Here is a 21,330-nt window from a genome sequence, read left to right as displayed (position 1 = left end):
GGGCTCGGTAGGATTCGGGGCATTGCCATGCCATGTCGTATGTGGTGTGGCGTCGCCTTCAGTCAGGAGAGTCCGGTGTCAGACGTCCGTGTGATCATCCAACGCGATTCCGAGCGGGAAGAGCGCGTGGTGACGACGGGCACTACGGCCGCCGACCTCTTCACCGGCGAGCGCACCATCGTCGCGGCCCGCGTGGCCGGCGAGCTGAGGGACCTCGCGTACGAGGTGCAGGACGGCGAGGAGGTCGAGCCCGTCGAGATCTCCTCCGAGGACGGCCTGAACATCCTGCGCCACTCGACCGCGCACGTGATGGCCCAGGCCGTGCAGGAGCTCTTCCCCGACGCCAAGCTGGGCATCGGCCCGCCGGTCAAGGACGGCTTCTACTACGACTTCGACGTCGAGAAGCCGTTCACGCCCGAGGACCTCAAGGCCGTCGAGAAGAAGATGCAGGAGATCCAGAAGCGCGGGCAGCGCTTCTCCCGCCGCGTCGTCACCGACGAGAACGCCCGTGAGGAGCTGGCGGCCGAGCCGTACAAGCTGGAGCTCATCGGCATCAAGGGCTCCGCCTCCTCGGACGACGGCGCGAACGTCGAGGTGGGCGGCGGCGAGCTGACCATCTACGACAACCTCGACGCCAAGACCGGCGAACTGTGCTGGAAGGACCTCTGCCGCGGTCCCCACCTGCCCACCACCCGCAACATCCCGGCGTTCAAGCTGATGCGCAACGCCGCCGCGTACTGGCGCGGCAGCGAGAAGAACCCCATGCTCCAGCGCATCTACGGCACCGCCTGGCCCTCCAAGGAGGAGCTGAAGGCGCACCTCGACTTCCTCGCCGAGGCCGAGAAGCGCGACCACCGCAAGCTGGGCAACGAGCTTGACCTGTTCTCCATCCCGGAGCAGATCGGCTCCGGCCTCGCCGTCTTCCACCCCAAGGGCGGCGTCATCCGCCGGGTCATGGAGGACTACTCGCGCCGCCGGCACGAGGAGGAGGGCTACGAGTTCGTCTACACCCCGCACGCCACCAAGGGGAAGCTCTTCGAGACCTCGGGCCACCTGGACTGGTACGCCGACGGCATGTACCCGCCCATGCAGCTCGACGAGGGCGTGGACTACTACCTCAAGCCCATGAACTGCCCGATGCACAACCTGATCTTCGACGCGCGCGGCCGTTCGTACCGTGAACTGCCGCTGCGCCTCTTCGAGTTCGGCACCGTGTACCGGTACGAGAAGTCGGGCGTCGTGCACGGTCTGACCCGTGCCCGGGGCTTCACGCAGGACGACGCGCACATCTACTGCACCAAGGAGCAGATGGCGGAGGAGCTCGACAAGACGCTCACCTTCGTCCTGAACCTGCTGCGCGACTACGGTCTCACCGACTTCTACCTGGAGCTGTCCACCAAGGACCCGGAGAAGTTCGTCGGCTCGGACGAGGTCTGGGAAGAGGCCACCGAGACGCTGCGCCAGGTCGCCGAGAAGCAGGGCCTCCCGCTGGTCCCGGACCCGGGCGGCGCCGCCTTCTACGGCCCGAAGATCTCCGTGCAGACCAAGGACGCCATCGGCCGCACCTGGCAGATGTCGACCGTGCAGCTCGACTTCAACCTGCCCGAGCGCTTCGACCTGGAGTACACCGGTCCGGACGGCTCCAAGCAGCGCCCGGTCATGATCCACCGTGCGCTCTTCGGCTCCATCGAGCGGTTCTTCGCCGTGCTCCTTGAGCACTACGCGGGCGCGTTCCCGGCGTGGCTGGCGCCCGTCCAGGCGATCGGCATCCCGATCGGCGACGCGCACGTGGAGTACCTCCAGAAGTTCGCCGCCGAGGCCCGCAAGAAGGGTCTGCGCGTCGAGGTCGACGCGTCCTCGGACCGTATGCAGAAGAAGATCCGCAACGCGCAGAAGCAGAAGGTGCCCTTCATGGTCATCGCGGGCGACGAGGACATGACGGCCGGTGCCGTCTCCTTCCGCTACCGCGACGGCTCGCAGGAGAACGGCATCCCCCTCGACGAGGCCATCGCCAAGATCGCGAAGGTCGTCGAGGAGCGCGCGCAGGTCTGATCGGCAGGCCCTGCCCGCTCATGACACGAAGCCCCCGGGAAGCTCAGCGCCCCGGGGGCTTCTCGTCGCCCTCGCGCGAGAACACCTGCAGCAGCCACGAGGAGAACGACCCCGTCACCGCGCCGAGCAGTGCCAGACCGCACACCATCATGGCGACCGCGATCACGCGCCCCCTCGGCGTCACCGGCGTGACATCCCCGTACCCGACCGTCGAGAGCGTGGAGGCGGCCCACCACAGCGAGTCGCCGAAGGTGACGATCGTCGCGTGCGGCGCCGCGTACTCCGCCTGGTAGACGGCGAGGGAACCCGAGAAGCCGAGCAGCAGGACCGCGATTCCCGCGTAGAACATCACCCGCGCGTACAGCGGGAGCCGTGGCTCTCCGCGGCGCCGCAGCACGGCGTCGTAGAGCTTGACGACCCGCAGGGGACGCAGCAGGGGCAGGACGAGCACCACGGTGTCCAGCAGGTGGCGGTGAACGAACCGGGGGCCCTGTCCGCTCAGCCGCCACAGCACCAGATAGTCGACCAGGAACGCCGTCCAGGTGACCACGATCACCGTGAGGCAGACATCCCGTCCGCCCTGGGGCAGACCGTGTGCCAGCACATGGACCGCGTACGCGGCGAGGAACAGCAGCGACGCGACCCCCAGCGGTACCTCGGTGCGCTGCTCCCAGCGGGTCATCGGGCTGTCGTCGTCCATGGCCACAGCTTCGCCGCAGGCCCCTTTGTCCGGCACCCGCCGACACGCCGCGAACGGGCGAAGCAATATGCTGCAACACATGACGAGTGAGCCGGAGCAGCAGATCGGAGTGGGAACGCGGGACGCGTTCCAGCGCCTTTGGACGCCCCACCGGATGGCTTACATCCAGGGCGAGAACAAGCCCACCGGCCCGGGGGCCGACGACGGTTGTCCCTTCTGCTCGATTCCGGCCAAGTCCGACGAGGACGGGCTGATCGTGAGGCGCGGTGAGCACGTGTACGCGGTGCTCAACCTCTACCCGTACAACGGCGGGCACCTGATGGTCGTGCCCTACCGGCACGTCGCCGACTACACGGACCTGACCGGGCCGGAGACCGCCGAACTCGGTGAGCTGACCAAGCAGGCCATGACCGCCCTGCGCAGCGCCTCCGGCGCCCATGGCTTCAACATCGGCATGAACCAGGGATCGGTCGCGGGTGCCGGCATCGCCGCCCATCTGCACCAGCACATCGTGCCCCGCTGGGGTGGCGACACCAACTTCATGCCGGTCGTCGGCCACACCAAGGTCCTGCCCCAACTCCTCGCGGACACCCGCAAGATGCTGGCGGAGGCCTGGCCCACGTCGTAGTCCGGACCACCGCGTGGTCCGGCCCGGGGCGCCCCTGTGGGCGCCCCGTCCGCCGCCGTGGCTACGCGTCGTACAGGTCGGCCTTGCGCGGCGCGGGGTCCTGCACGGCCGTGCTGAGGAAGGCCGAGCGGTTGCCGAACTTCTCGGTGTCGACGCCGTTCTCCTCGAGGACCTTGAGCGCCGCCGAGTGCACCACGCGCAGCACGGGCGTCGCGGCCCGCAGCGCGTCGTCCGCCATGAAACGGTGCCGCCACGGCTGATCGGCCCACGCGTGCCGCAGCCCGAAGGGCTCGGGCAGCGCCAGACTCCCGCCGATCCAGTTCAGCAGCGGCGGATACCAGGTGAGGGGCGCCCGCGCCGCGAGCCGTACGACCTCGTCCGCGGTGACCAGCGGCAGGCTCACCTTGCGGGTCTCCCAGAACTTGACGGCCTTCGCGACCTCCTTGGTCGGGGCCTCCGGCTTGCTGGTGAACAGCGGGTTCACCGGACCCAGCGCGTGCCCGGTCACCTCGATGCGCAGCGTCTGGTGCAGCACGGTCACCGTGATCATCATGGTGATGATCAACTGGCCGTCCCAGAGCGTCCACTGGACCCCGAGGTAGTGCCGGTCGCCGCTGCCGAACTGCTGCTTGTTGCAGATGTCCTGCACGGCGTGCGTCTTGATCGTGTAGGCGTCCACGTCGGTGCCGCCCGGCCGGGACACCGCCTTCGCGTTCTCGCCGATCGGTGTGACGATCCAGTGCTTTATCGAAGGCGCCGGAAAACCACCGGTGTTGAGCGGACCGCGCTCCAGCATGCGCAACTGGTCGTGGATGTTGCGGATGACGTCCCAGCTGCGGAACGGGTGGATCTCCTTCTTCGCGTCCCGCGCCACCAGGTCCTCGGCGAGCTGCCAGCTGCCCCAGCGGGTGCCCATGCCGAGTATGCCCTTGGGGCCCGCGTAGAAGACCGAGTTGGACTGCTGCTCCGCGGTGAGCCGGGCGAGCGCCTGTCGCAGCCGCTCCGCCGCCGTCTCACCGGGGCTGCCGGGGACCGCCTCGGGAATCTTGGCGCCGATGCCGCCGCCCGACAGCAGGTTGTCCCAGCGCGCCCGCAGATCCTTGGCGGTGCGCTCGCAGATCCGCTTCGCCCACAGCCAGCCGACGACGGGCAGGACCACCGAGGCGCGCGCGTACCAGGCCCAGAAGCCCGTGAACGGCATGCGGACGAGGAAGAGGACGGCCAGCGCGCCGACGGCGATCAGGAGTGTCGTGCCGAGCGCGGAACCGCGCTTGTCCGCGCGCTTGGCGATCTGCGTCCGGATCTGGAAGACCAGCAGCCACACGAGCAGTCCGGGCAGGAACAGCAGCCCGCACAGCACCATGACGGCGGACAGCCAATTGTCGCGGTCCCGGCGGATGTTGGTCGCCGCGAGACAGTGCTCCACGATGACCTGCGGCTCGGTGCCGAAGGACTGGATGAGCGGATTGCGGCCCGCGCCCAGCATGCGGGCGGCGACGGCTCCCGAGAAGGCCTCGCCGAGATTCGGCGCGAACAGTTTGATCCGGCCGGCCTTGACCGTGGACTGGTGCCATTCGTTGTCGGCCTTGAGGATCTCCTCCACCGGACTGTCGCGGTACGCCGCCGAGGCCAGGGCGAAGGTCGCCGCCGTCTGGCCCGCGGTGCCCGTGAGCGGCACTTGCGCCCCGGGGCTGAAATCGAAACCGTCGAACGCCACTTCCGCCCCCATCGCCGCCGCACCCGCTCCTGCGGCTTTCCCGACTTCGGTGTCCCGCACACCTGTTGATCAGGTCTTCGTCTTGATCAGGTTCTCAGAGTATCGGCCGCGGCCGACATTCGTCGGCGGACGGCGGAAGCCGCCCACCGACGGATGAGGTCCCCCGGGGAAGTCCCCCAACCCTCAGGTGCCGGGGTCCTGTTCGCGGAGCCGTTCGGCGATCTGCTGCGGCATGGGTTCGTGCCGCGCGTACCGCCGGTCGAAGCGCGCGGTGCCGTGCGAGATGGACCGCAGATCCACGGCGTACCGCCCGATCTCGATCTCCGGCACCTCGGCCCGTACGAGTGTGCGCCCGGCCCCCGTCTGCTCGGTGCCGACGACCCGGCCGCGTCGTCCCGACAGGTCGCTCATCACCGGGCCCACGTAGTCGTCGCCGACCAGGACGGTCACCTCGGCCACCGGCTCCAGGAGATGGATCTTCGCGTCGCGGGCCGCCTCGCGCAGCGCGAGCGCGCCCGCCGTCTGGAACGCGGCGTCGGAGGAGTCGACCGAGTGCGCCTTGCCGTCGAGCAGTGTGACCCGTACGTCGATGAGCGGATAGCCGGCGGCCACGCCCTTGGCGGCCTGGGTGCGCACGCCCTTCTCGACGGAGGGGATGAACTGCCGGGGGACGGCGCCGCCGACGACCTTGTCGACGAACTCGATGCCCGAGCCGCCGGGCAGCGGTTCGACCTCGATCTCGCAGATCGCGAACTGGCCGTGCCCGCCGGACTGTTTCACATGGCGGCCGCGCCCGGTGGACGCTCCGGCGAACGTCTCGCGCAGGGAGACCTTGTGCGGGACCACGTCGACCTGCACGCCGTACCGGTTGCGCAGCCGTTCCAGGGCGACGTCCGCGTGTGCCTCGCCCAGGCACCACAGGACGACCTGATGGGTGTTCTGGTTCTGTTCCAGGCGCATCGTGGGGTCCTCGGCCACCAGCCGGCCGAGCCCCTGGGAGAGCTTGTCCTCGTCGGCCTTGCTGTGCGCCTCGATGGCGAGCGGGAGCAGTGGGTCGGGCATCCGCCACGGCTCCATGAGCAGCGGGTCGTCCTTGGCCGAAAGGGTGTCTCCCGTCTCGGCGCGGTTCAGCTTCGCCACCGAGGCGAGGTCGCCGGCGATGCAGTGCGTGAGGGCCCGCTGCTGTTTGCCGAAGGGCGCGGACAGGGTGCCGATCCGTTCGTCGACGTCGTGGTCCTCGTGTCCGCGGTCGGTCAGCCCGTGCCCGGAGACGTGCACCGTCTCGTCGGGGCGCAGGGTTCCGGAGAAGACCCGGACCAGGGAGACCCGTCCCACGTACGGGTCGGAAGCGGTCTTCACGACCTCCGCGACCAGCGGCCCGTCCGGGTCGCACGCCTTCACCTCGCGGGCGGCGCCGTCCGGTGTGGTCACGGTGGGCGCCGGACGCTCCAGCGGGGTGGGGAAGCCGCCCGTGATCAGTTCGAGGAGTTCGACCGTGCCGAGCCCCTGCCGGGCTCCCTCGGCGGCCGGGGCAGCGGCCAGCACGGGGAAGAAGCTCCCGCGCGCCACGGCCCGTTCCAGGTCCTGCACGAGTGTCTTGAGGTCGATCTCCTCGCCGCCGAGATAGCGGTCCATGAGGGTCTCGTCCTCGCTCTCGGCGATGATCCCCTCGATCAGCCGGTTGCGGGCCGCCTCGATGAGCGGCTGCTGCTCGGGTCCGGGCTCCGCCTCCTTGCGCTCCCCCGAGGAGTAGTCGAACAGCCGCTGGGTGAGCAGTCCGATCAGGCCGGTCACGGGCGCGTGCCCGTCCGGCGCCTCGGCGCCGTGCAACGGCAGATACAGCGGCAGTACGGCGTCGGGGTCGTCCCCGCCGAACGCCTCCGCGCAGGTCCGGGTCATCCCCTCGAAGTCCGACCGGGCCGACTCCAGGTGGGTCACCACGATGGCCCGGGGCATGCCGACGGCCGCGCACTCCTCCCACAGCATCCGGGTCGAGCCGTCCACCCCGTCCGAGGCCGAGACGACGAAGAGGGCCGCGTCCGCCGCTCGCAGACCGGCCCTCAGTTCCCCGACGAAATCGGCGTACCCGGGGGTGTCCAGAATGTTGATCTTGTATCCGTCCCAGTCGACGGGTACCAGGGAGAGCTGCACCGAACGCTGCTGCCGGTGCTCGATCTCGTCGTAGTCGGAGACGGTGCCGCCGTCCTCCACGCGGCCCGCCCGGTTCACCGCTCCCGCCGTCAGCGCGAGAGCCTCCACCAATGTCGTCTTGCCCGATCCGCTGTGGCCGACCAGCACCACATTCCGTACGGACGCGGGGTGGTCGGCCGCCGTAGCCCTGCCGGCGGCTCCGGGGTGTGCGTTCGCCTTGTCGCCCATGGCCTTGCCTCCCGTGCACGGTGAGGTCTCTGTGGGCGCGGGACATGCCGAAGCCTCCCCCCGGACTCCGTCCCGGGGGCACCCCCAGCGGTGGCGGCTCCGGTGACGCCCCGCGGTGTCTTCGAGCTTTGCACTCGTGTCACGGTGCGTCCATACAGTGGACGCGATCGCGCCGTGACACCGACGGCATCGGGTCGTGACACGGGGTGCGGGTGCCCGACCATCGCACAAGCGCACGCGTGGCTACGATGGGCCAGCCGACGGCCAGCAGGGGCCGTGCGGCGACACCGACCCTCGGGAAGGCCATGCTGAACAAGTACGCGCGTGCATTCTTCACGCGTGTCCTCACACCGTTCGCCGCGTTTCTCATCCGCCGGGGGGTAAGCCCCGATACGGTCACCCTCCTGGGCACGGCCGGAGTGATGGCGGGCGCGCTGGTCTTCTACCCCCGGGGAGAGTTCTTCTGGGGAACGATCGTCATCACGCTCTTCGTGTTCTCCGACCTGGTCGACGGGAACATGGCGCGCCAGCTCGGCCGCTCCAGCCGCTGGGGCGCCTTCCTGGACTCCACGCTCGACCGGGTCGCCGACGGCGCGATCTTCGGCGGCTTCGCGCTCTGGTACGCCGGCAACGGCAACGACAACGTGCTGTGCGCCGTCTCGATCTTCTGTCTCGCCAGCGGTCAGGTGGTGTCGTACACCAAGGCCCGCGGTGAGTCGATCGGTCTGCCGGTCGCGGTCAACGGTCTCGTCGAGCGCGCCGAACGGCTGGTGATCTCCCTGGTCGCGGCCGGTCTGGCGGGCCTGCACACGTTCGGTGTGCCCGGCGTCCAGGTGCTGCTGCCCATCGCGCTGTGGATCGTCGCCGTCGGCAGTCTCGTCACGCTGATCCAGCGCGTCGTCACCGTCCGCCGGGAGGCCGCCGAGGCTGACGCCGCGGTCGCCGCCCAGAGCAGTGAGGCCACCTCGTGACCAGCCTTCAGGACCGGCTGGTGGACGGCGCCTACGCTCTCGGCTGGAGCACCGTCAAGAAGCTCCCCGAGCCGGTCGCCGTGCGCCTCGGCCGCACGATCGCCGACGTCGCCTGGAAGAAGCGCGGCAAGGGGGTCCAGCGACTGGAGGGCAACTACGCGCGCGTGGTGCCGGACGCGACACCCGATCGGCTCGCCGAGCTCTCCAGGGCCGGCATGCGCTCGTACCTGCGCTACTGGATGGAGTCGTTCCGGCTTCCCGCGTGGAGCGAGGAGCGGGTGCGGAACGGGTTCGAGATCGAGGACGGGCACCGTCTCACCGACGGGATCGCCTCCGACCGGGGCGTCATCCTGGCCCTTCCGCACATGGCGAACTGGGACCTCGCGGGCGCCTGGGTCACCACCGGGCTGAAGACGCCGTTCACGACCGTCGCCGAGCGCCTCAAGCCCGAATCGCTTTACGACCGTTTCGTCGCCTATCGCGAGGGCCTCGGTATGGAGGTGCTGCCGCACAGCGGCGGTGCCGCGTTCGCCACGCTGGCCAGGCGCCTGCGCGACGGCGGACTGATCTGCCTGGTCGCCGAACGGGACCTGTCCGCGTCGGGCGTCGAGGTGGAGTTCTTCGGCGAGGCGACCCGGATGCCCGCGGGGCCGGCCCTGCTCGCCCAGCAGACCGGCGCCATCCTCCTGCCCGTGACCCTCTGGTACGACGACTCGCCCGTCATGCGGGGCCGGGTGCATCCGCCCGTCGAGGTCCCCGAGTCAGGTACCCGTGCCGAAAAGACGTCTGTCATGACACAGGCGCTGGCCGATGCCTTCGCCGCCGGCATCGCCGACCACCCGGAGGACTGGCACATGTTGCAGCGTTTGTGGCTCAAGGACCTCGACCCCGGGAAGGCTCCCGAAGAGGGGTCCGGCGTGCGGGATCCCGAGAAGAGGAACCCGTGAGGATCGGCATCGTCTGCCCGTACTCCTGGGATGTCCCGGGTGGCGTCCAGTTCCACATCCGCGACCTGGCCGAGCATCTCATCGGCCTGGGGCACGAGGTCTCCGTCCTCGCCCCCGCGGACGACGACACCCCCCTGCCGCCGTACGTCGTCTCGGCGGGCCGCGCTGTCCCGGTGCCGTACAACGGCTCGGTGGCGCGGCTGAACTTCGGCTTCCTGTCGGCGGCCCGGGTACGGCGCTGGCTGCACGACGGCACCTTCGACGTGGTTCACATCCACGAGCCGTCCTCGCCGTCGCTCGGCCTGCTGACGTGCTGGGCCGCGCAGGGCCCGATCGTCGCGACCTTCCACACCTCGAACCCGCGCTCTCGGGCGATGATCGCCGCGTACTCCATCCTCCAGGCCGCCCTGGAGAAGATCAGCGCGCGGATCGCCGTGAGCGAGTACGCCCGGCGCACCCTCGTCGAGCATCTCGGCGGCGACGCGGTCGTCATCCCGAACGGCGTCGACGTCGACTTCTTCGCCCGCGCCAAGCCCAAGCCCGAGTGGCAGGGCGACACCATCGGCTTCATCGGCCGCATCGACGAGCCCCGCAAGGGTCTGCCGGTGCTCATGAAGGCGCTGCCGAAGATCCTGGCCGAGCGCCCGCAGACACGGCTGCTGGTCGCCGGACGCGGCGACGAGAAGGAGGCCGTGGAGTCGCTGCCCGCCGAGATGCGCTCGCGCGTCGAGTTCCTCGGCATGATCAGCGACGAGGACAAGGCCCGCTTCCTGCGCAGCATCGACCTCTACGTCGCGCCCAACACGGGCGGCGAGAGCTTCGGGATCATCCTGGTCGAGGCGATGTCCGCCGGGGCGCCGGTGCTCGCCGCGGATCTCGACGCGTTCGCCCAGGTCCTCGACCAGGGCTCCGCGGGTGAGCTGTTCGCCAACGAGGACGCGGACGACCTGGCCGCCGCAGCGGTGCGTCTGCTCGCCGACCCGGAGCGCCGGGCCGGCCTGCGCGAGCGGGGGAGTGCCCACGTACGGCGCTTCGACTGGTCGACGGTCGGCGCGGACATCCTGTCCGTGTACGAGACGGTCACGGACGGCGCGGCCGCGGTCGCCACGGACGAACGCACAGGCCTCCGCGCCCGCTTCGGCCTGGCCCGCGACTGACCCCGGCCGGAAACCCGGCCGAATCCCGCCCCGCACTCCCCGCGCGAGCGAGGGCGGGTCGCCTCACGCGGGGCAAGCGACGCCCGGAACCACCCTCCCGCGCGCGGGAGGCCGTTCCGGTTCCCGGACAGAACGCGGGCAGCCCGCCGTTCCGGCCGCGTGCCGCGCTTTCGCGCGGAGGGCGGGTTGTCCGGCGTGGGGGTGCGGAGGCCGCGGATCGGCACTTCCGCGGGCGGGAGGCTGTCCCGCTCCACCGACGGGACGTGGGCAGCCCCGCCGTTCCGGCCGCGTGTCGCTGTTCCGTGCGCGGAAGTCCGGTCGTCCGCAAGGGGCTCGGGGCGCCGCGGAAGCGGGCTCCCGCGCGCGGGAGGACGATTCCGCTTGCCCCGACGGGACGTGGACCGGTCCGCCTGCCCCGACGGGACGCTGAAGGCGCCGCTGAGCCGAGAACGGCCTGAACACGACGGTTCGGCCCGCGCCGGCCGGGCGGTGGCTCAGCGGATGGCGGCGTTCGGTTTGCCACGTGCGCGCGCCGGTCCGCGGGGTCCGCGGTGAGCCTCCCATGTGCCCTGCCGGACGCGGCGAGCCATTGCGCCGGACTCCGGGGAGCGGGACCCGCGCGCGGTGGCTGCCGGCTCTGCCGCGCCTTCCGGCCGGGGCGGACCCCGCGTTGCCTGCCCCGCCGGGGACAGGCCCGACTCCCCGTCCCGACGGGGCGGTTCACGTCGCGCACGGGACCGGAGGGCCCAGCGCCGTCGCACGGGTAGCCTTGCCGCCCGTGACCGCAACCCTCATCTGGATCCTCGTCGGCCTCGTCGCGATCGGCCTCTACCTGAGCTGGACCGCCGGGCGTCTCGACCGGCTGCACGCCCGTATCGACGCCGCCCGCGCCGCCCTCGACGCGCAGCTGCTGCGCCGGGCCTCCGTGACCCAGGAGCTGGCCACCTCCGGGGTGCTCGACCCGGCCGCCTCGATCGTGCTCTACGAGGCGGCGCACGCGGCCCGGCAGGCCGAGGAGGAGCAGCGCGAGGTCGCCGAGAGCGAGCTGAGCCAGGCCCTGCGGGCGGTGTTCGGGGAGACACAGCAGGTCGAGGCGGTACGCCAGGTGCCCGGCGGCGAGGAGGCGGCCGGCGAGCTGGCCCAGGCCGTGCGCCGGGTGCCGATGGCTCGGCGCTTCCACAACGACGCCGTACGTGCCGCCCGCGCCCTGCGCCGCCACCGCAAGGTCCGCTGGTTCCGCCTCGCGGGCCACGCCCCGTTCCCGATGGCCTTCGAGATGGACGACGAACCCCCGACGGCCCTGGCGGACCGCCCGACGACCTGATGGACAGGGGTGGGCGGGACTGAAAACGATCCACCGCCTCCCCATTGGCCCTTGCAGTGGACTGGTCGCCACGCGTTTCCTCGGAGATGAACAAATCCTCTTTCACCCAGTGAGGTCAATCCGTGTCCAGCACGCTCTCCAACTCCGCCCAGCCCGCTGAGAACACCGCGATCGGCACCGCCCGCGTCAAGCGCGGCATGGCCGAGCAGCTCAAGGGCGGCGTGATCATGGACGTGGTCAACGCCGAGCAGGCGAAGATCGCCGAGGACGCCGGCGCCGTGGCCGTCATGGCCCTGGAGCGGGTCCCCGCCGACATCCGCAAGGACGGCGGCGTCGCCCGGATGTCGGACCCGAACATGATCGAGGAGATCATCGAAGCGGTCTCCATCCCGGTGATGGCCAAGTCCCGCATCGGCCACTTCGTCGAGGCCCAGGTCCTGCAGTCCCTCGGCGTCGACTACATCGACGAGTCCGAGGTCCTGACCCCGGCCGACGAGGTCAACCACTCCGACAAGTGGGCGTTCACCACCCCCTTCGTCTGCGGTGCCACCAACCTGGGCGAGGCCCTGCGCCGGATCGCCGAGGGCGCGGCCATGATCCGCTCCAAGGGCGAGGCCGGCACCGGCAACGTCGTCGAGGCCGTCCGCCACCTGCGCCAGATCAAGAACGAGATCGCCAGGCTGCGCGGCTTCGACAACAACGAGCTGTACGCCGCCGCCAAGGAGCTGCGCGCCCCGTACGAGATCGTCAAGGAGGTCGCCGAGCTCGGCAAGCTCCCGGTCGTCCTGTTCTCCGCCGGTGGTGTCGCCACCCCCGCCGACGCCGCGCTCATGCGCCAGCTCGGCGCCGAGGGCGTCTTCGTCGGCTCCGGCATCTTCAAGTCCGGCGACCCGGCCAAGCGCGCCGCCGCCATCGTGAAGGCCACCACCTTCTACGACGACCCCAAGATCATCGCGGACGCGTCCCGCAACCTCGGCGAGGCCATGGTCGGCATCAACTGCGACACCCTCCCCGAGACCGAGCGCTACGCCAACCGCGGCTGGTAGTCACATGAGCACTCCTGTGATCGGTGTCCTGGCTCTCCAGGGCGACGTACGGGAGCACCTCATCGCCCTGGCCGCGGCGGACGCCGTGGCCAGGCCGGTAAGGCGCCCCGAGGAACTCGCCGAGATCGACGGTCTCGTCATCCCGGGCGGCGAGTCCACCACCATCTCCAAGCTGGCCGTCCTCTTCGGAGTGATGGAGCCGCTGCGCGCGCGGGTCCGCGCCGGGATGCCCGTCTACGGCACCTGCGCCGGCATGATCATGCTCGCCGACAAGATCCTCGACCCTCGCTCGGGCCAGGAGACCATCGGCGGCATCGACATGATCGTGCGCCGCAACGCCTTCGGACGGCAGAACGAGTCCTTCGAGGCGGCGGTCGACGTCCGCGGCGTCGAGGGCGATCCCGTGGAGGGCGTCTTCATCCGTGCCCCCTGGGTCGAGTCCGTGGGCGCCGAGGCCGAGGTGCTCGCCGAGCACGGCGGCCACATCGTCGCCGTACGCCAGGGAAACGCGCTCGCCACGTCGTTCCACCCGGAGCTGACGGGCGACCACCGTGTTCACGGTTTGTTCGTCGACATGGTGCGCGCGAACCGGACACCGGCGTCCTTGTAGGATCTGTGGGGTCTTCCCAGGCTCCCGATGCCTGGGGGAGTCCGTACAGGTTGGGTTACGCGAAGGAGACAGGCAGATGTCCGGCCACTCTAAATGGGCTACGACGAAGCACAAGAAGGCCGTGATCGACGCCAAGCGCGGCAAGCTCTTCGCGAAGATGATCAAGAACATCGAGGTCGCGGCCCGCACGGGCGGCGCCGACGTGTCCGGCAACCCGACGCTGTTCGACGCCATCCAGAAGGCCAAGAAGAGCTCGGTCCCGAACAAGAACATCGACTCCGCGGTCAAGCGCGGCGCCGGTCTCGAGGCCGGCGGCGCGGACTACGAGACGATCATGTACGAGGGCTACGGCCCGAACGGTGTCGCCGTGCTCATCGAGTGCCTCACCGACAACCGCAACCGCGCGGCCTCGGACGTCCGCGTCGCCATGACCCGCAACGGCGGGAACATGGCCGACCCCGGCTCCGTGTCGTACCTGTTCAACCGCAAGGGCGTCATCATCGTCCCCAAGGGTGAGCTGGCCGAGGACGACGTCCTCGGTGCCGTGCTGGACGCGGGTGCCGAAGAGGTCAACGACCTCGGCGAGTCCTTCGAGGTCCTGTCCGAGGCCACCGACCTGGTCGCGGTGCGCACCGCGCTCCAGGAGGCCGGCATCGACTACGACTCCGCCGACGCCAACTTCGTCCCGACCATGCAGGTCGAGCTCGACGAGGAGGGCGCCCGGAAGATCTTCAAGCTGATCGACGCCCTGGAGGACAGCGACGACGTGCAGAACGTCTTCGCCAACTTCGACGTCAGCGACGAGGTCATGGAGAAGGTCGACGCCTGATCGAGGGCTTGCGTGAAGCGACGGGCCGACGGGACACACACCCGTCGGCCCGTCGCTCTGTCAGTGGCACCCGATAGCCTGCACGAACTGGGGATACCTCCCAGTGACGGCCGGTGAAATCGAAGGAGGGCCCGGGTGCGGGTGCTGGGTGTTGACCCCGGGTTGACCCGGTGCGGTGTCGGGGTGGTCGAAGGAGTCGCCGGACGGCCCCTGACCATGCGCGGCGTCGGAGTCGTACGCACCCCCGCGGACGCCGAGCTGGGCCTGCGGCTGGTCGCCATCGAGCAGGGCATCGAGCAGTGGCTCGACGAGTACGAGCCCGAATACGTCGCCGTGGAGCGGGTGTTCAGCCAGCACAACGTCCGGACCGTGATGGGCACCGCCCAGGCCAGCGCCGTCGCCATGCTCTGCGCGGCCCGCCGCGGCATCCCCGTCGCCCTGCACACCCCGAGCGAGGTCAAGGCCGCCGTCACCGGCAACGGACGCGCGGACAAGGCCCAGGTCGGCGCGATGGTCACCCGCCTGCTCCGGCTCGCCGAGCCCCCCAAGCCCGCCGACGCGGCGGACGCCCTCGCGCTCGCCATCTGTCACATCTGGCGCGCCCCCGCCCAGAGCAGACTCCAGCAGGCCGCCGCGCGGATCGGCCCCGACCGGGCCGTCGCGCAGAACAGACTCCAGCAGGCCGCGGCCGCGCACGCCTCGCACCAAGCATCGAAAGGCCGTACCGCATGATCGCCTTCGTCAGCGGCCCGGTCGCCGCCCTCGCCCCCGACTCCGCGGTGGTCGAGGTCGGCGGCATCGGCATCGCCGTCCAGTGCACGCCCAACACACTCTCCGGGCTCCGCACCGGACAGCAGGCCAAGCTCGCCACCTCCCTCGTCGTCCGCGAGGACTCGCTCACCCTCTACGGCTTCGCCGACGACGACGAGCGCCAGGTCTTCGAGCTGCTCCAGACCGCGAGCGGAGTCGGCCCGCGACTGGCTCAGGCGATGCTCGCCGTGCACACCCCGGACGCCCTGCGCCGCGCGGTGTCCAGCGGTGACGAGAAGGCGCTCATCGCCGTTCCCGGCATCGGCAAGAAGGGCGCCCAGAAGCTGCTGCTGGACCTCAAGGACCGGCTCGGCGAGCCCCTCGGCCCCGGTGGCCCGGCCATCGGCACGGCGGTCACGGCGGGCTGGCGTGACCAGCTGCACGCCGCGCTCGTCGGCCTCGGGTACGCGACCCGCGAGGCCGACGAGGCGGTCTCCGCCGTCGCCCCGCAGGCCGAGGCCGCCGAGGGAACCCCGCAGGTCGGGCAGCTCCTCAGGGCAGCCCTGCAGACCCTGAACCGAGCACGCTGAACGGCCCCGGCCCCCGGGCCGGGCGCGTGCCCCGGTGCGGCCCGCGCCCGCCGCCCCGCCGACCGCCCCACCACCACGAGACCACGAGGCACCACCGATGAACTGGGACGACACGAGAGACGAAGCCGCCGACGAGCGGTTCGTCGACGCCGCCGCTGAGCGGCTGGTGGGATCGGTCGCCGACGGCGAGGACCAGGCCGTCGAGGCCGCCCTGCGCCCCAAGGACCTGGACGAGTTCATCGGCCAGGAGAAGGTCCGCGAGCAGCTAGACCTGGTCCTGCGCGCCGCCCGCGCGCGTGGAGCCACCGCGGACCACGTACTCCTTTCCGGTGCACCCGGGCTCGGCAAGACCACCCTCTCCATGATCATCGCGGCCGAGATGGGCGCCCCCATCCGCATCACCAGCGGCCCCGCCATCCAGCACGCCGGAGACCTCGCCGCGATCCTCTCCTCCCTCCAGGAGGGCGAGGTCCTGTTCCTCGACGAGATCCACCGCATGTCCCGGCCCGCCGAGGAGATGCTCTACATGGCGATGGAGGACTTCCGCGTCGACGTCATCGTCGGCAAGGGCCCAGGCGCCACCGCCATCCCGCTGGAGCTGCCCCCGTTCACGCTGGTCGGCGCCACCACGCGCGCGGGACTGCTGCCGCCGCCGCTGCGCGACCGCTTCGGCTTCACCGGGCACATGGAGTTCTACGAGCCCACCGAGCTGGAGCGCGTCATCCACCGCTCCGCCGGCCTCCTCGACGTCGAGATCGGCGCCGAGGGCGCCGCGGAGATCGCCGGACGTTCCCGCGGCACGCCCCGCATCGCCAACCGCCTGCTGCGCCGCGTGCGCGACTACGCGCAGGTCAGGGCGGACGGGATCGTCACCCGGGAGATCGCCGGGGCGGCGCTGAAGGTCTACGAGGTCGACGCGCGGGGACTGGACCGGCTGGACCGCGGTGTCCTCGAAGCCCTGATCAAGCTTTTCGGCGGCGGCCCTGTTGGATTGTCCACACTCGCTGTCGCTGTGGGGGAGGAGCGTGAGACCGTGGAAGAGGTCGCCGAGCCCTTCCTCGTACGAGAGGGACTCCTCGCCCGCACTCCCCGTGGCCGGGTGGCGACACCCGCGGCATGGGCGCATCTCGGCCTCACCCCACCCCGCCGGTCAGCAGGCGGAAACGGACAAGAAGACCTGTTCGGGGCGTGACGGCGTGCGCAGGTACCGAGGCAGGAACCCCGGTGCCATGCTGAGCGTTGTTCCCTGAGTGCGGACTCGCTTAGACTCCGCCGATGCCGCCCATGCCGACGGCATACATACCCCCATCCAGCAGGCCGCTCACCTTTGCGGTCGAAGAAGGAAGTCCCGACCCGTGAGTCCCTACACCCTTCTCCCCTTCATCGTGCTCATCGGGGCCATGTTCCTGATGACCCGGTCGGCCAAGAAGAAGCAGCAGCAGGCGGCTTCCATGCGCAACGAGCTGCAGCCCGGCTCCGGCGTGCGGACGATCGGCGGTATGTACGCCACTGTCAAGGAGGTCAACGACGACACGGTCCTCCTCGACGCGGCCCCGGGTGTTGACCTGCTCTTCGCGAAGAACGCGATCGGTTCCGTCCTTTCGGACGACGAGTACAACCGCATCGTCCACGGCATCGAGCACGACCTGAAGGCCGACGGCACCCTCGTGCCGGACGATGCCTCCTCCCTCACCGAGACCGACGAGCCCGCCGCCGAAGCCTCTTCCGACGCCTCCGACGACAAGCCCCTCGACCTCGGCAAGAAGGACGCGGCGGACAAGCCGGCCGACGAGGTCGTCGAGGTGAAGGCCGACCAGGTCTCCGACGTCGACGAAGCAGAGCCGAAGAAGACCGACGGCGAGGCCGACGCGAAGTAGTCACGACCCGGGAGCACGGCGCGACCCGCTCGCGCCCGGCACCTCCCGGGACGTGCTGTTCTCGCACGGAGTCCCGACACCATGGCATGGCCGGCCACGCGCTCACTCGGCGCAGGGCGGCCCGAGAGGGAGTACGAGAAGGTGGCAGCACCGAAGAAGGGCCGGAGCGCGAGCGCCCAGAGCAGGCCGGGGCGCTCGCTGGCCCTGATCCTGATCGCCATCGCGGCGCTCACCGGGGGGATGTTCGCCTCAGGGCACACCACTCCGCGTCTCGGCATCGACCTCGCCGGCGGCACGAGCATCACGCTCACGGCGAAGAACGAGCCGGGCCAGCCCAACGCGATCAACAAGACCAACATGAACACCGCGGTCGACATCATGAACCGCCGTGTCAACGGTCTCGGTGTCTCCGAGGCCGAGGTTCAGACCCAGGGATCCGACAACATCATTGTCAACATCCCCAAGGGCACGAACTCCAAGCAGGCGCGGGACCAGGTCGGCACCACCGCCAAGCTCTACTTCCGTCCCGTGCTGGCCTCCGAGGTCTCCGGGGGTGCCGCGTCGGCCAGCCCGTCGCCGAGCGCCTCCGGCAGCCCGTCGGCCAAGGCCACGGACAAGGCGACCTCGTCCTCCTCGGCCCCCGCGACGCCGTCGACCTCCGCCACCACTCAGGGCCGCGCGGTCACCGACGCCCTGAAGGCGGGCTCCTCGCCGTCCGCGAGCAGCACCCCGAGCTCCTCGGCCTCCTCCAGCGCCTCGCCGTCCGCGAGCGCCAGCGTGGACCCCGCGACGGCCAAGCTCCAGGCCCAGTTCGCCGCGCTCGACTGCTCCGACAGGACCGCCCGCGCCACCGCCGGTGCCGGCGCCAAGCCGACCGAGCCGACCGTGGCATGCGGCCAGGACAAGAACTCCTCCGGCCAGTGGGAGAAGTACGTGCTCGGCCCGGCCGCGGTGTCCGGTACGGACATCAAGAAGGCCGCCGCCGTCTTCGACACGCAGAGCGCCCAGGGCTGGAAGGTCACCATGGACTTCACGTCCGGTGGCTCCAAGAAGTTCGCGGCGATCACCAGCAAGCTCGCCCAGAACCAGGGCGTGCAGAGCGAGTTCGCCATCGCCCTCGACGGTGAGGTCGTCTCCGCCCCGACCGTCAGCCAGGAGCTGACCGGCCCCGCGGAGATCTCCGGAAGCTTCACCCAGACCGAGGCGCAGGACCTGTCCAACATGCTGAAGTACGGCGCGCTGCCGCTCAGCTTCAAGGAGTCCAGCGTCACCACGGTGACCGCCGCGCTCGGTGGCGAGCAGCTGCACGCCGGACTGGTCGCCGGTGCCATCGGCCTCGCCCTGGTCATCATCTACCTGGTGCTCTACTACCGCGGCCTGTCGGTCATCGCCATCGCCTCCCTGGGCGTCTCCGCGATCCTCACCTACGTGCTCATGGCGCTGCTCGGCCCGGCCATCGGCTTCGCGCTGAACCTGCCGGCCGTGTGCGGTGCGATCGTCGCGATCGGTATCACAGCGGACTCGTTCATCGTCTTCTTCGAACGCATCCGGGACGAGATCCGCGAGGGCCGTTCCCTGCGGCCCGCCGTCGAGCGTGCCTGGCCGCGTGCCCGGCGCACCATCCTGGTCTCCGACTTCGTGTCGTTCCTCGCCGCCGCGGTGCTCTTCATCGTCACCGTCGGCAAGGTCCAGGGCTTCGCGTTCACCCTCGGTCTGACGACGGTGCTCGACGTGGTCGTCGTGTTCCTCTTCACCAAGCCGCTGATGACGCTCCTCGCCCGCAGGAAGTTCTTCGCGGAGGGCCACAGCTGGTCCGGCCTCGACCCGAAGCGACTGGGCGCCAAGCCGCCGCTGCGCCGCACCCGTCGCGCGTCCGCCCCCGTCGACACGAAGGAGGCGTGAGATGTCGAAACTCGGCACCCTCGGCGCCCGGCTCCACCGCGGCGAGATCGGCTACGACTTCGTCGGCAAGCGCAAGATCTGGTACGGCATCTCGATCCTGATCACCATCACGGCCATCCTCGGCCTGACGGTGCGCGGCCTGAACATGGGCATCGAGTTCCAGGGCGGTGCCGTCTTCACCACCGGCAAGTCCAGTGTCTCGGTGAGCCAGGCGGAGACCTTCGCGCGCGACGCCTCCGGCCACGAGGCGGTCGTCCAGAAGCTCGGCAACGGCGGCCTGCGTGTCCAGATCGCCGGTATCGACACCGACAAGTCGGACGCGATCAAGGAGAAGCTCGCCGCCGACCTGAAGGTCGACTCCGAGCAGATCAACGCCGACCTGGTCGGCCCCAGCTGGGGTGACGAGATCGCCAACAAGGCCTGGGAGGGCCTGGCGATCTTCATGGTCCTGGTCGTGATCTACCTCGCCATCGCGTTCGAGTGGCGCATGGCGATCGCCGCGCTGGTCGCCCTGATCCACGACATCACCATCACGGTCGGCATCTACGCCCTGGTCGGCTTCGAGGTCACTCCGGGCACCGTGATCGGTCTGCTGACGATCCTCGGTTACTCGCTCTACGACACGGTCGTCGTCTTCGACAGCCTCAAGGAGCAGACCAAGGACATCACCAAGCAGACCCGCTGGACCTACAGCGACGTCGCCGACCGCTCGATCAACGGCACCCTGGTGCGTTCGATCAACACCACGGTGGTCGCGCTGCTGCCGGTCGCCGGCCTGCTGTTCATCGGTGGCGGCGTGCTCGGCGCGGGCACGCTCAACGACATCTCGCTCTCGCTGTTCGTCGGCCTCGCGGCCGGCGCGTACTCCTCGATCTTCATCGCCACGCCGCTCGTCGCCGACCTCAAGGAGCGCGAGCCGCAGATGAAGGCCCTGCGCAAGCGGGTCCTCGCCAAGCGGGCCCAGGCGGCCGCCCAGGGCGAGTCCCCGGAGCAGCGGGTCGGCGAGTCGTACGAGGACGACGAGCCGGACGACGTCATGCCGGCGGTCGTCGGTCCCCGCAACCAGCCCGCGTCCCGCAGGGCCGGCCGCGGCCGGCCCTCGGGGAAGCGCCGATGACCGGCATCGAAGAGCTGCTGTCCAGCCGCATCCGTGACGTGGCCGACTACCCGGAGCCGGGGGTGATGTTCAAGGACATCACCCCGCTCCTGGCCGACCCGGCCGCGTTCGGCGCGCTGACCGGCGCCCTGGCGGACATCGCCGTACGCAACGGAGCCACCAAGATCGTCGGTCTGGAGGCCCGAGGCTTCATCCTCGGAGCGCCGGTCGCCGTCCAGGCCGGGCTCGGCTTCATCCCCGTGCGCAAGGCGGGCAAGCTCCCCGGAGCGACCCTGTCGCAGGCGTACGACCTGGAGTACGGCTCCGCCGAGATCGAGGTGCACGCCGAGGACCTGAGCGCGGCCGACCGCGTGCTGGTCGTCGACGACGTCCTCGCCACCGGCGGCACCGCCGAGGCCTCGCTCCAGCTCATCCGCCGGGCGGGCGCCGAGGTCGCGGGCGTCGCCGTGCTGATGGAGCTCGGCTTCCTGGGCGGCCGCGGCCGTCTGGAGCCGGCCCTGGCCGGGGCTCCCCTGGAGGCGCTCCTGACGGTCTGAGGACCGCGCGCGCACCATCCGGGGGACAACCCCCGGAGAGGCCCGCGAAAGGCCTGAGACACCCGTAGGACACCGTGGAGGCGGGCCCGGAGGAATCCGGCGCCCGCCTCTGGCGTTGATTCCGTACGAGGCCGCCCCCTGCGGCCGACAGCGAGTCAGGCGCGAAGGATCGCTACCATGGGGTTTCCGGAGCCTGAC

The 21,330-nt window shown here is 70.4% G+C and carries 19 protein-coding genes; 16 read left to right on the top strand and 3 right to left on the bottom strand.

All coding sequences use genetic code 11. The annotated features are described in order from the left end of the window. Positions 1-75: 75 nt before the first annotated feature. The gene (thrS, locus tag ACZ6KY_RS16725) at positions 76-2,052 is read left to right on the top strand and encodes a threonine--tRNA ligase (RefSeq protein WP_469311019.1); all 1,977 of its coding nucleotides are present in this window, start codon (positions 76-78) and stop codon (positions 2,050-2,052) included. A 43-nt stretch (positions 2,053-2,095) separates the two neighbouring features. Here thrS and ACZ6KY_RS16720 read toward each other — a convergent pair whose 3' ends face one another. Then, entirely contained in the window at positions 2,096-2,752 is a 657-nt protein-coding gene (locus tag ACZ6KY_RS16720) for a potassium channel family protein (protein ID WP_469311018.1), read from the bottom strand. Between the two features lie 67 nt (positions 2,753-2,819). Here ACZ6KY_RS16720 and ACZ6KY_RS16715 point away from each other — a divergent pair, with 67 nt between their 5' ends. Further along, positions 2,820-3,380 (top strand): HIT family protein, encoded by a 561-nt coding sequence (locus ACZ6KY_RS16715; RefSeq protein ID WP_469311017.1) that lies wholly within the window; start codon positions 2,820-2,822, stop codon positions 3,378-3,380. 61 nt (positions 3,381-3,441) lie between these two features. Here the strand turns inward: ACZ6KY_RS16715 and ACZ6KY_RS16710 are convergent, their stop codons facing one another. Continuing rightward, positions 3,442-5,109, bottom strand: coding sequence for a hypothetical protein (locus tag ACZ6KY_RS16710; protein ID WP_469311016.1), 1,668 nt, complete (start codon positions 5,107-5,109; stop codon positions 3,442-3,444). Positions 5,110-5,280: 171 nt separating this feature from the next. Further along, positions 5,281-7,476 carry an elongation factor G-like protein EF-G2 gene (locus ACZ6KY_RS16705; protein ID WP_469311015.1) on the bottom strand — a complete coding sequence of 732 codons (2,196 nt, stop codon included), beginning with the start codon at positions 7,474-7,476 and terminating at the stop codon, positions 5,281-5,283. A gap of 248 nt (positions 7,477-7,724) precedes the next feature. Between ACZ6KY_RS16705 and pgsA the strand changes: the two genes are divergently transcribed. From pgsA to ACZ6KY_RS16635, 14 genes are all read left to right on the top strand, one after another. Next, entirely contained in the window at positions 7,725-8,447 is a 723-nt protein-coding gene (gene pgsA / locus ACZ6KY_RS16700) for a phosphatidylinositol phosphate synthase (protein WP_469311090.1), read from the top strand. Then, positions 8,444-9,394, top strand: a complete 951-nt coding sequence (locus tag ACZ6KY_RS16695; RefSeq protein ID WP_469311014.1) for a phosphatidylinositol mannoside acyltransferase — start codon at positions 8,444-8,446, stop codon at positions 9,392-9,394. Before pgsA ends, ACZ6KY_RS16695 begins: the two co-directional genes overlap by 4 nt. After that, positions 9,391-10,551, top strand: coding sequence for a glycosyltransferase family 4 protein (locus ACZ6KY_RS16690; RefSeq protein ID WP_469311013.1), 1,161 nt, complete (start codon positions 9,391-9,393; stop codon positions 10,549-10,551). Before ACZ6KY_RS16695 ends, ACZ6KY_RS16690 begins: the two co-directional genes overlap by 4 nt. 778 nt (positions 10,552-11,329) lie before the next feature. Beyond that, positions 11,330-11,875, top strand: a complete 546-nt coding sequence (locus tag ACZ6KY_RS16685; protein WP_328556623.1) for a hypothetical protein — start codon at positions 11,330-11,332, stop codon at positions 11,873-11,875. 197 nt (positions 11,876-12,072) lie between these two features. Beyond that, positions 12,073-12,921, top strand: coding sequence for a pyridoxal 5'-phosphate synthase lyase subunit PdxS (gene pdxS, locus ACZ6KY_RS16680; protein ID WP_389076213.1), 849 nt, complete (start codon positions 12,073-12,075; stop codon positions 12,919-12,921). A gap of 4 nt (positions 12,922-12,925) precedes the next feature. Then, positions 12,926-13,531, top strand: coding sequence for a pyridoxal 5'-phosphate synthase glutaminase subunit PdxT (pdxT, locus tag ACZ6KY_RS16675; RefSeq protein WP_385404346.1), 606 nt, complete (start codon positions 12,926-12,928; stop codon positions 13,529-13,531). A gap of 76 nt (positions 13,532-13,607) precedes the next feature. Next, a complete protein-coding gene (locus ACZ6KY_RS16670; protein ID WP_328556626.1) occupies positions 13,608-14,360 on the top strand; it encodes a YebC/PmpR family DNA-binding transcriptional regulator in 753 nt (250 codons plus the stop codon). A gap of 135 nt (positions 14,361-14,495) precedes the next feature. Next, positions 14,496-15,092, top strand: a complete 597-nt coding sequence (ruvC, locus tag ACZ6KY_RS16665; protein WP_469311012.1) for a crossover junction endodeoxyribonuclease RuvC — start codon at positions 14,496-14,498, stop codon at positions 15,090-15,092. Continuing rightward, entirely contained in the window at positions 15,089-15,700 is a 612-nt protein-coding gene (ruvA, locus tag ACZ6KY_RS16660) for a Holliday junction branch migration protein RuvA (protein WP_467756450.1), read from the top strand. Before ruvC ends, ruvA begins: the two co-directional genes overlap by 4 nt. Before the next feature lie 97 nt (positions 15,701-15,797). Then, positions 15,798-16,892, top strand: a complete 1,095-nt coding sequence (ruvB, locus tag ACZ6KY_RS16655) for a Holliday junction branch migration DNA helicase RuvB (protein ID WP_469311011.1) — start codon at positions 15,798-15,800, stop codon at positions 16,890-16,892. A 163-nt stretch (positions 16,893-17,055) separates the two neighbouring features. Beyond that, positions 17,056-17,577: a preprotein translocase subunit YajC gene (yajC, locus tag ACZ6KY_RS16650; protein ID WP_469311010.1), complete on the top strand. Its 522-nt coding sequence runs from the start codon at positions 17,056-17,058 to the stop codon at positions 17,575-17,577. Between the two features lie 141 nt (positions 17,578-17,718). Beyond that, positions 17,719-19,479, top strand: coding sequence for a protein translocase subunit SecD (gene secD / locus ACZ6KY_RS16645; protein ID WP_469311009.1), 1,761 nt, complete (start codon positions 17,719-17,721; stop codon positions 19,477-19,479). Between the two features lies 1 nt (position 19,480). Further along, positions 19,481-20,596 (top strand): protein translocase subunit SecF, encoded by a 1,116-nt coding sequence (gene secF / locus ACZ6KY_RS16640; protein ID WP_469311008.1) that lies wholly within the window; start codon positions 19,481-19,483, stop codon positions 20,594-20,596. Continuing rightward, on the top strand, positions 20,593-21,132 hold the full coding sequence (locus ACZ6KY_RS16635) for an adenine phosphoribosyltransferase (protein WP_469311007.1): 540 nt from the start codon (positions 20,593-20,595) through the stop codon (positions 21,130-21,132). The genes secF and ACZ6KY_RS16635 overlap by 4 nt, the downstream gene beginning before the upstream one ends. Positions 21,133-21,330: the final 198 nt, after the last annotated feature.

This window comes from Streptomyces sp. NPDC042002 (genome assembly GCF_055588305.1).
The sequence above is the reverse complement of the archived record's forward strand: the minus strand, read 5'-3'. Positions and strand labels throughout refer to the sequence as shown.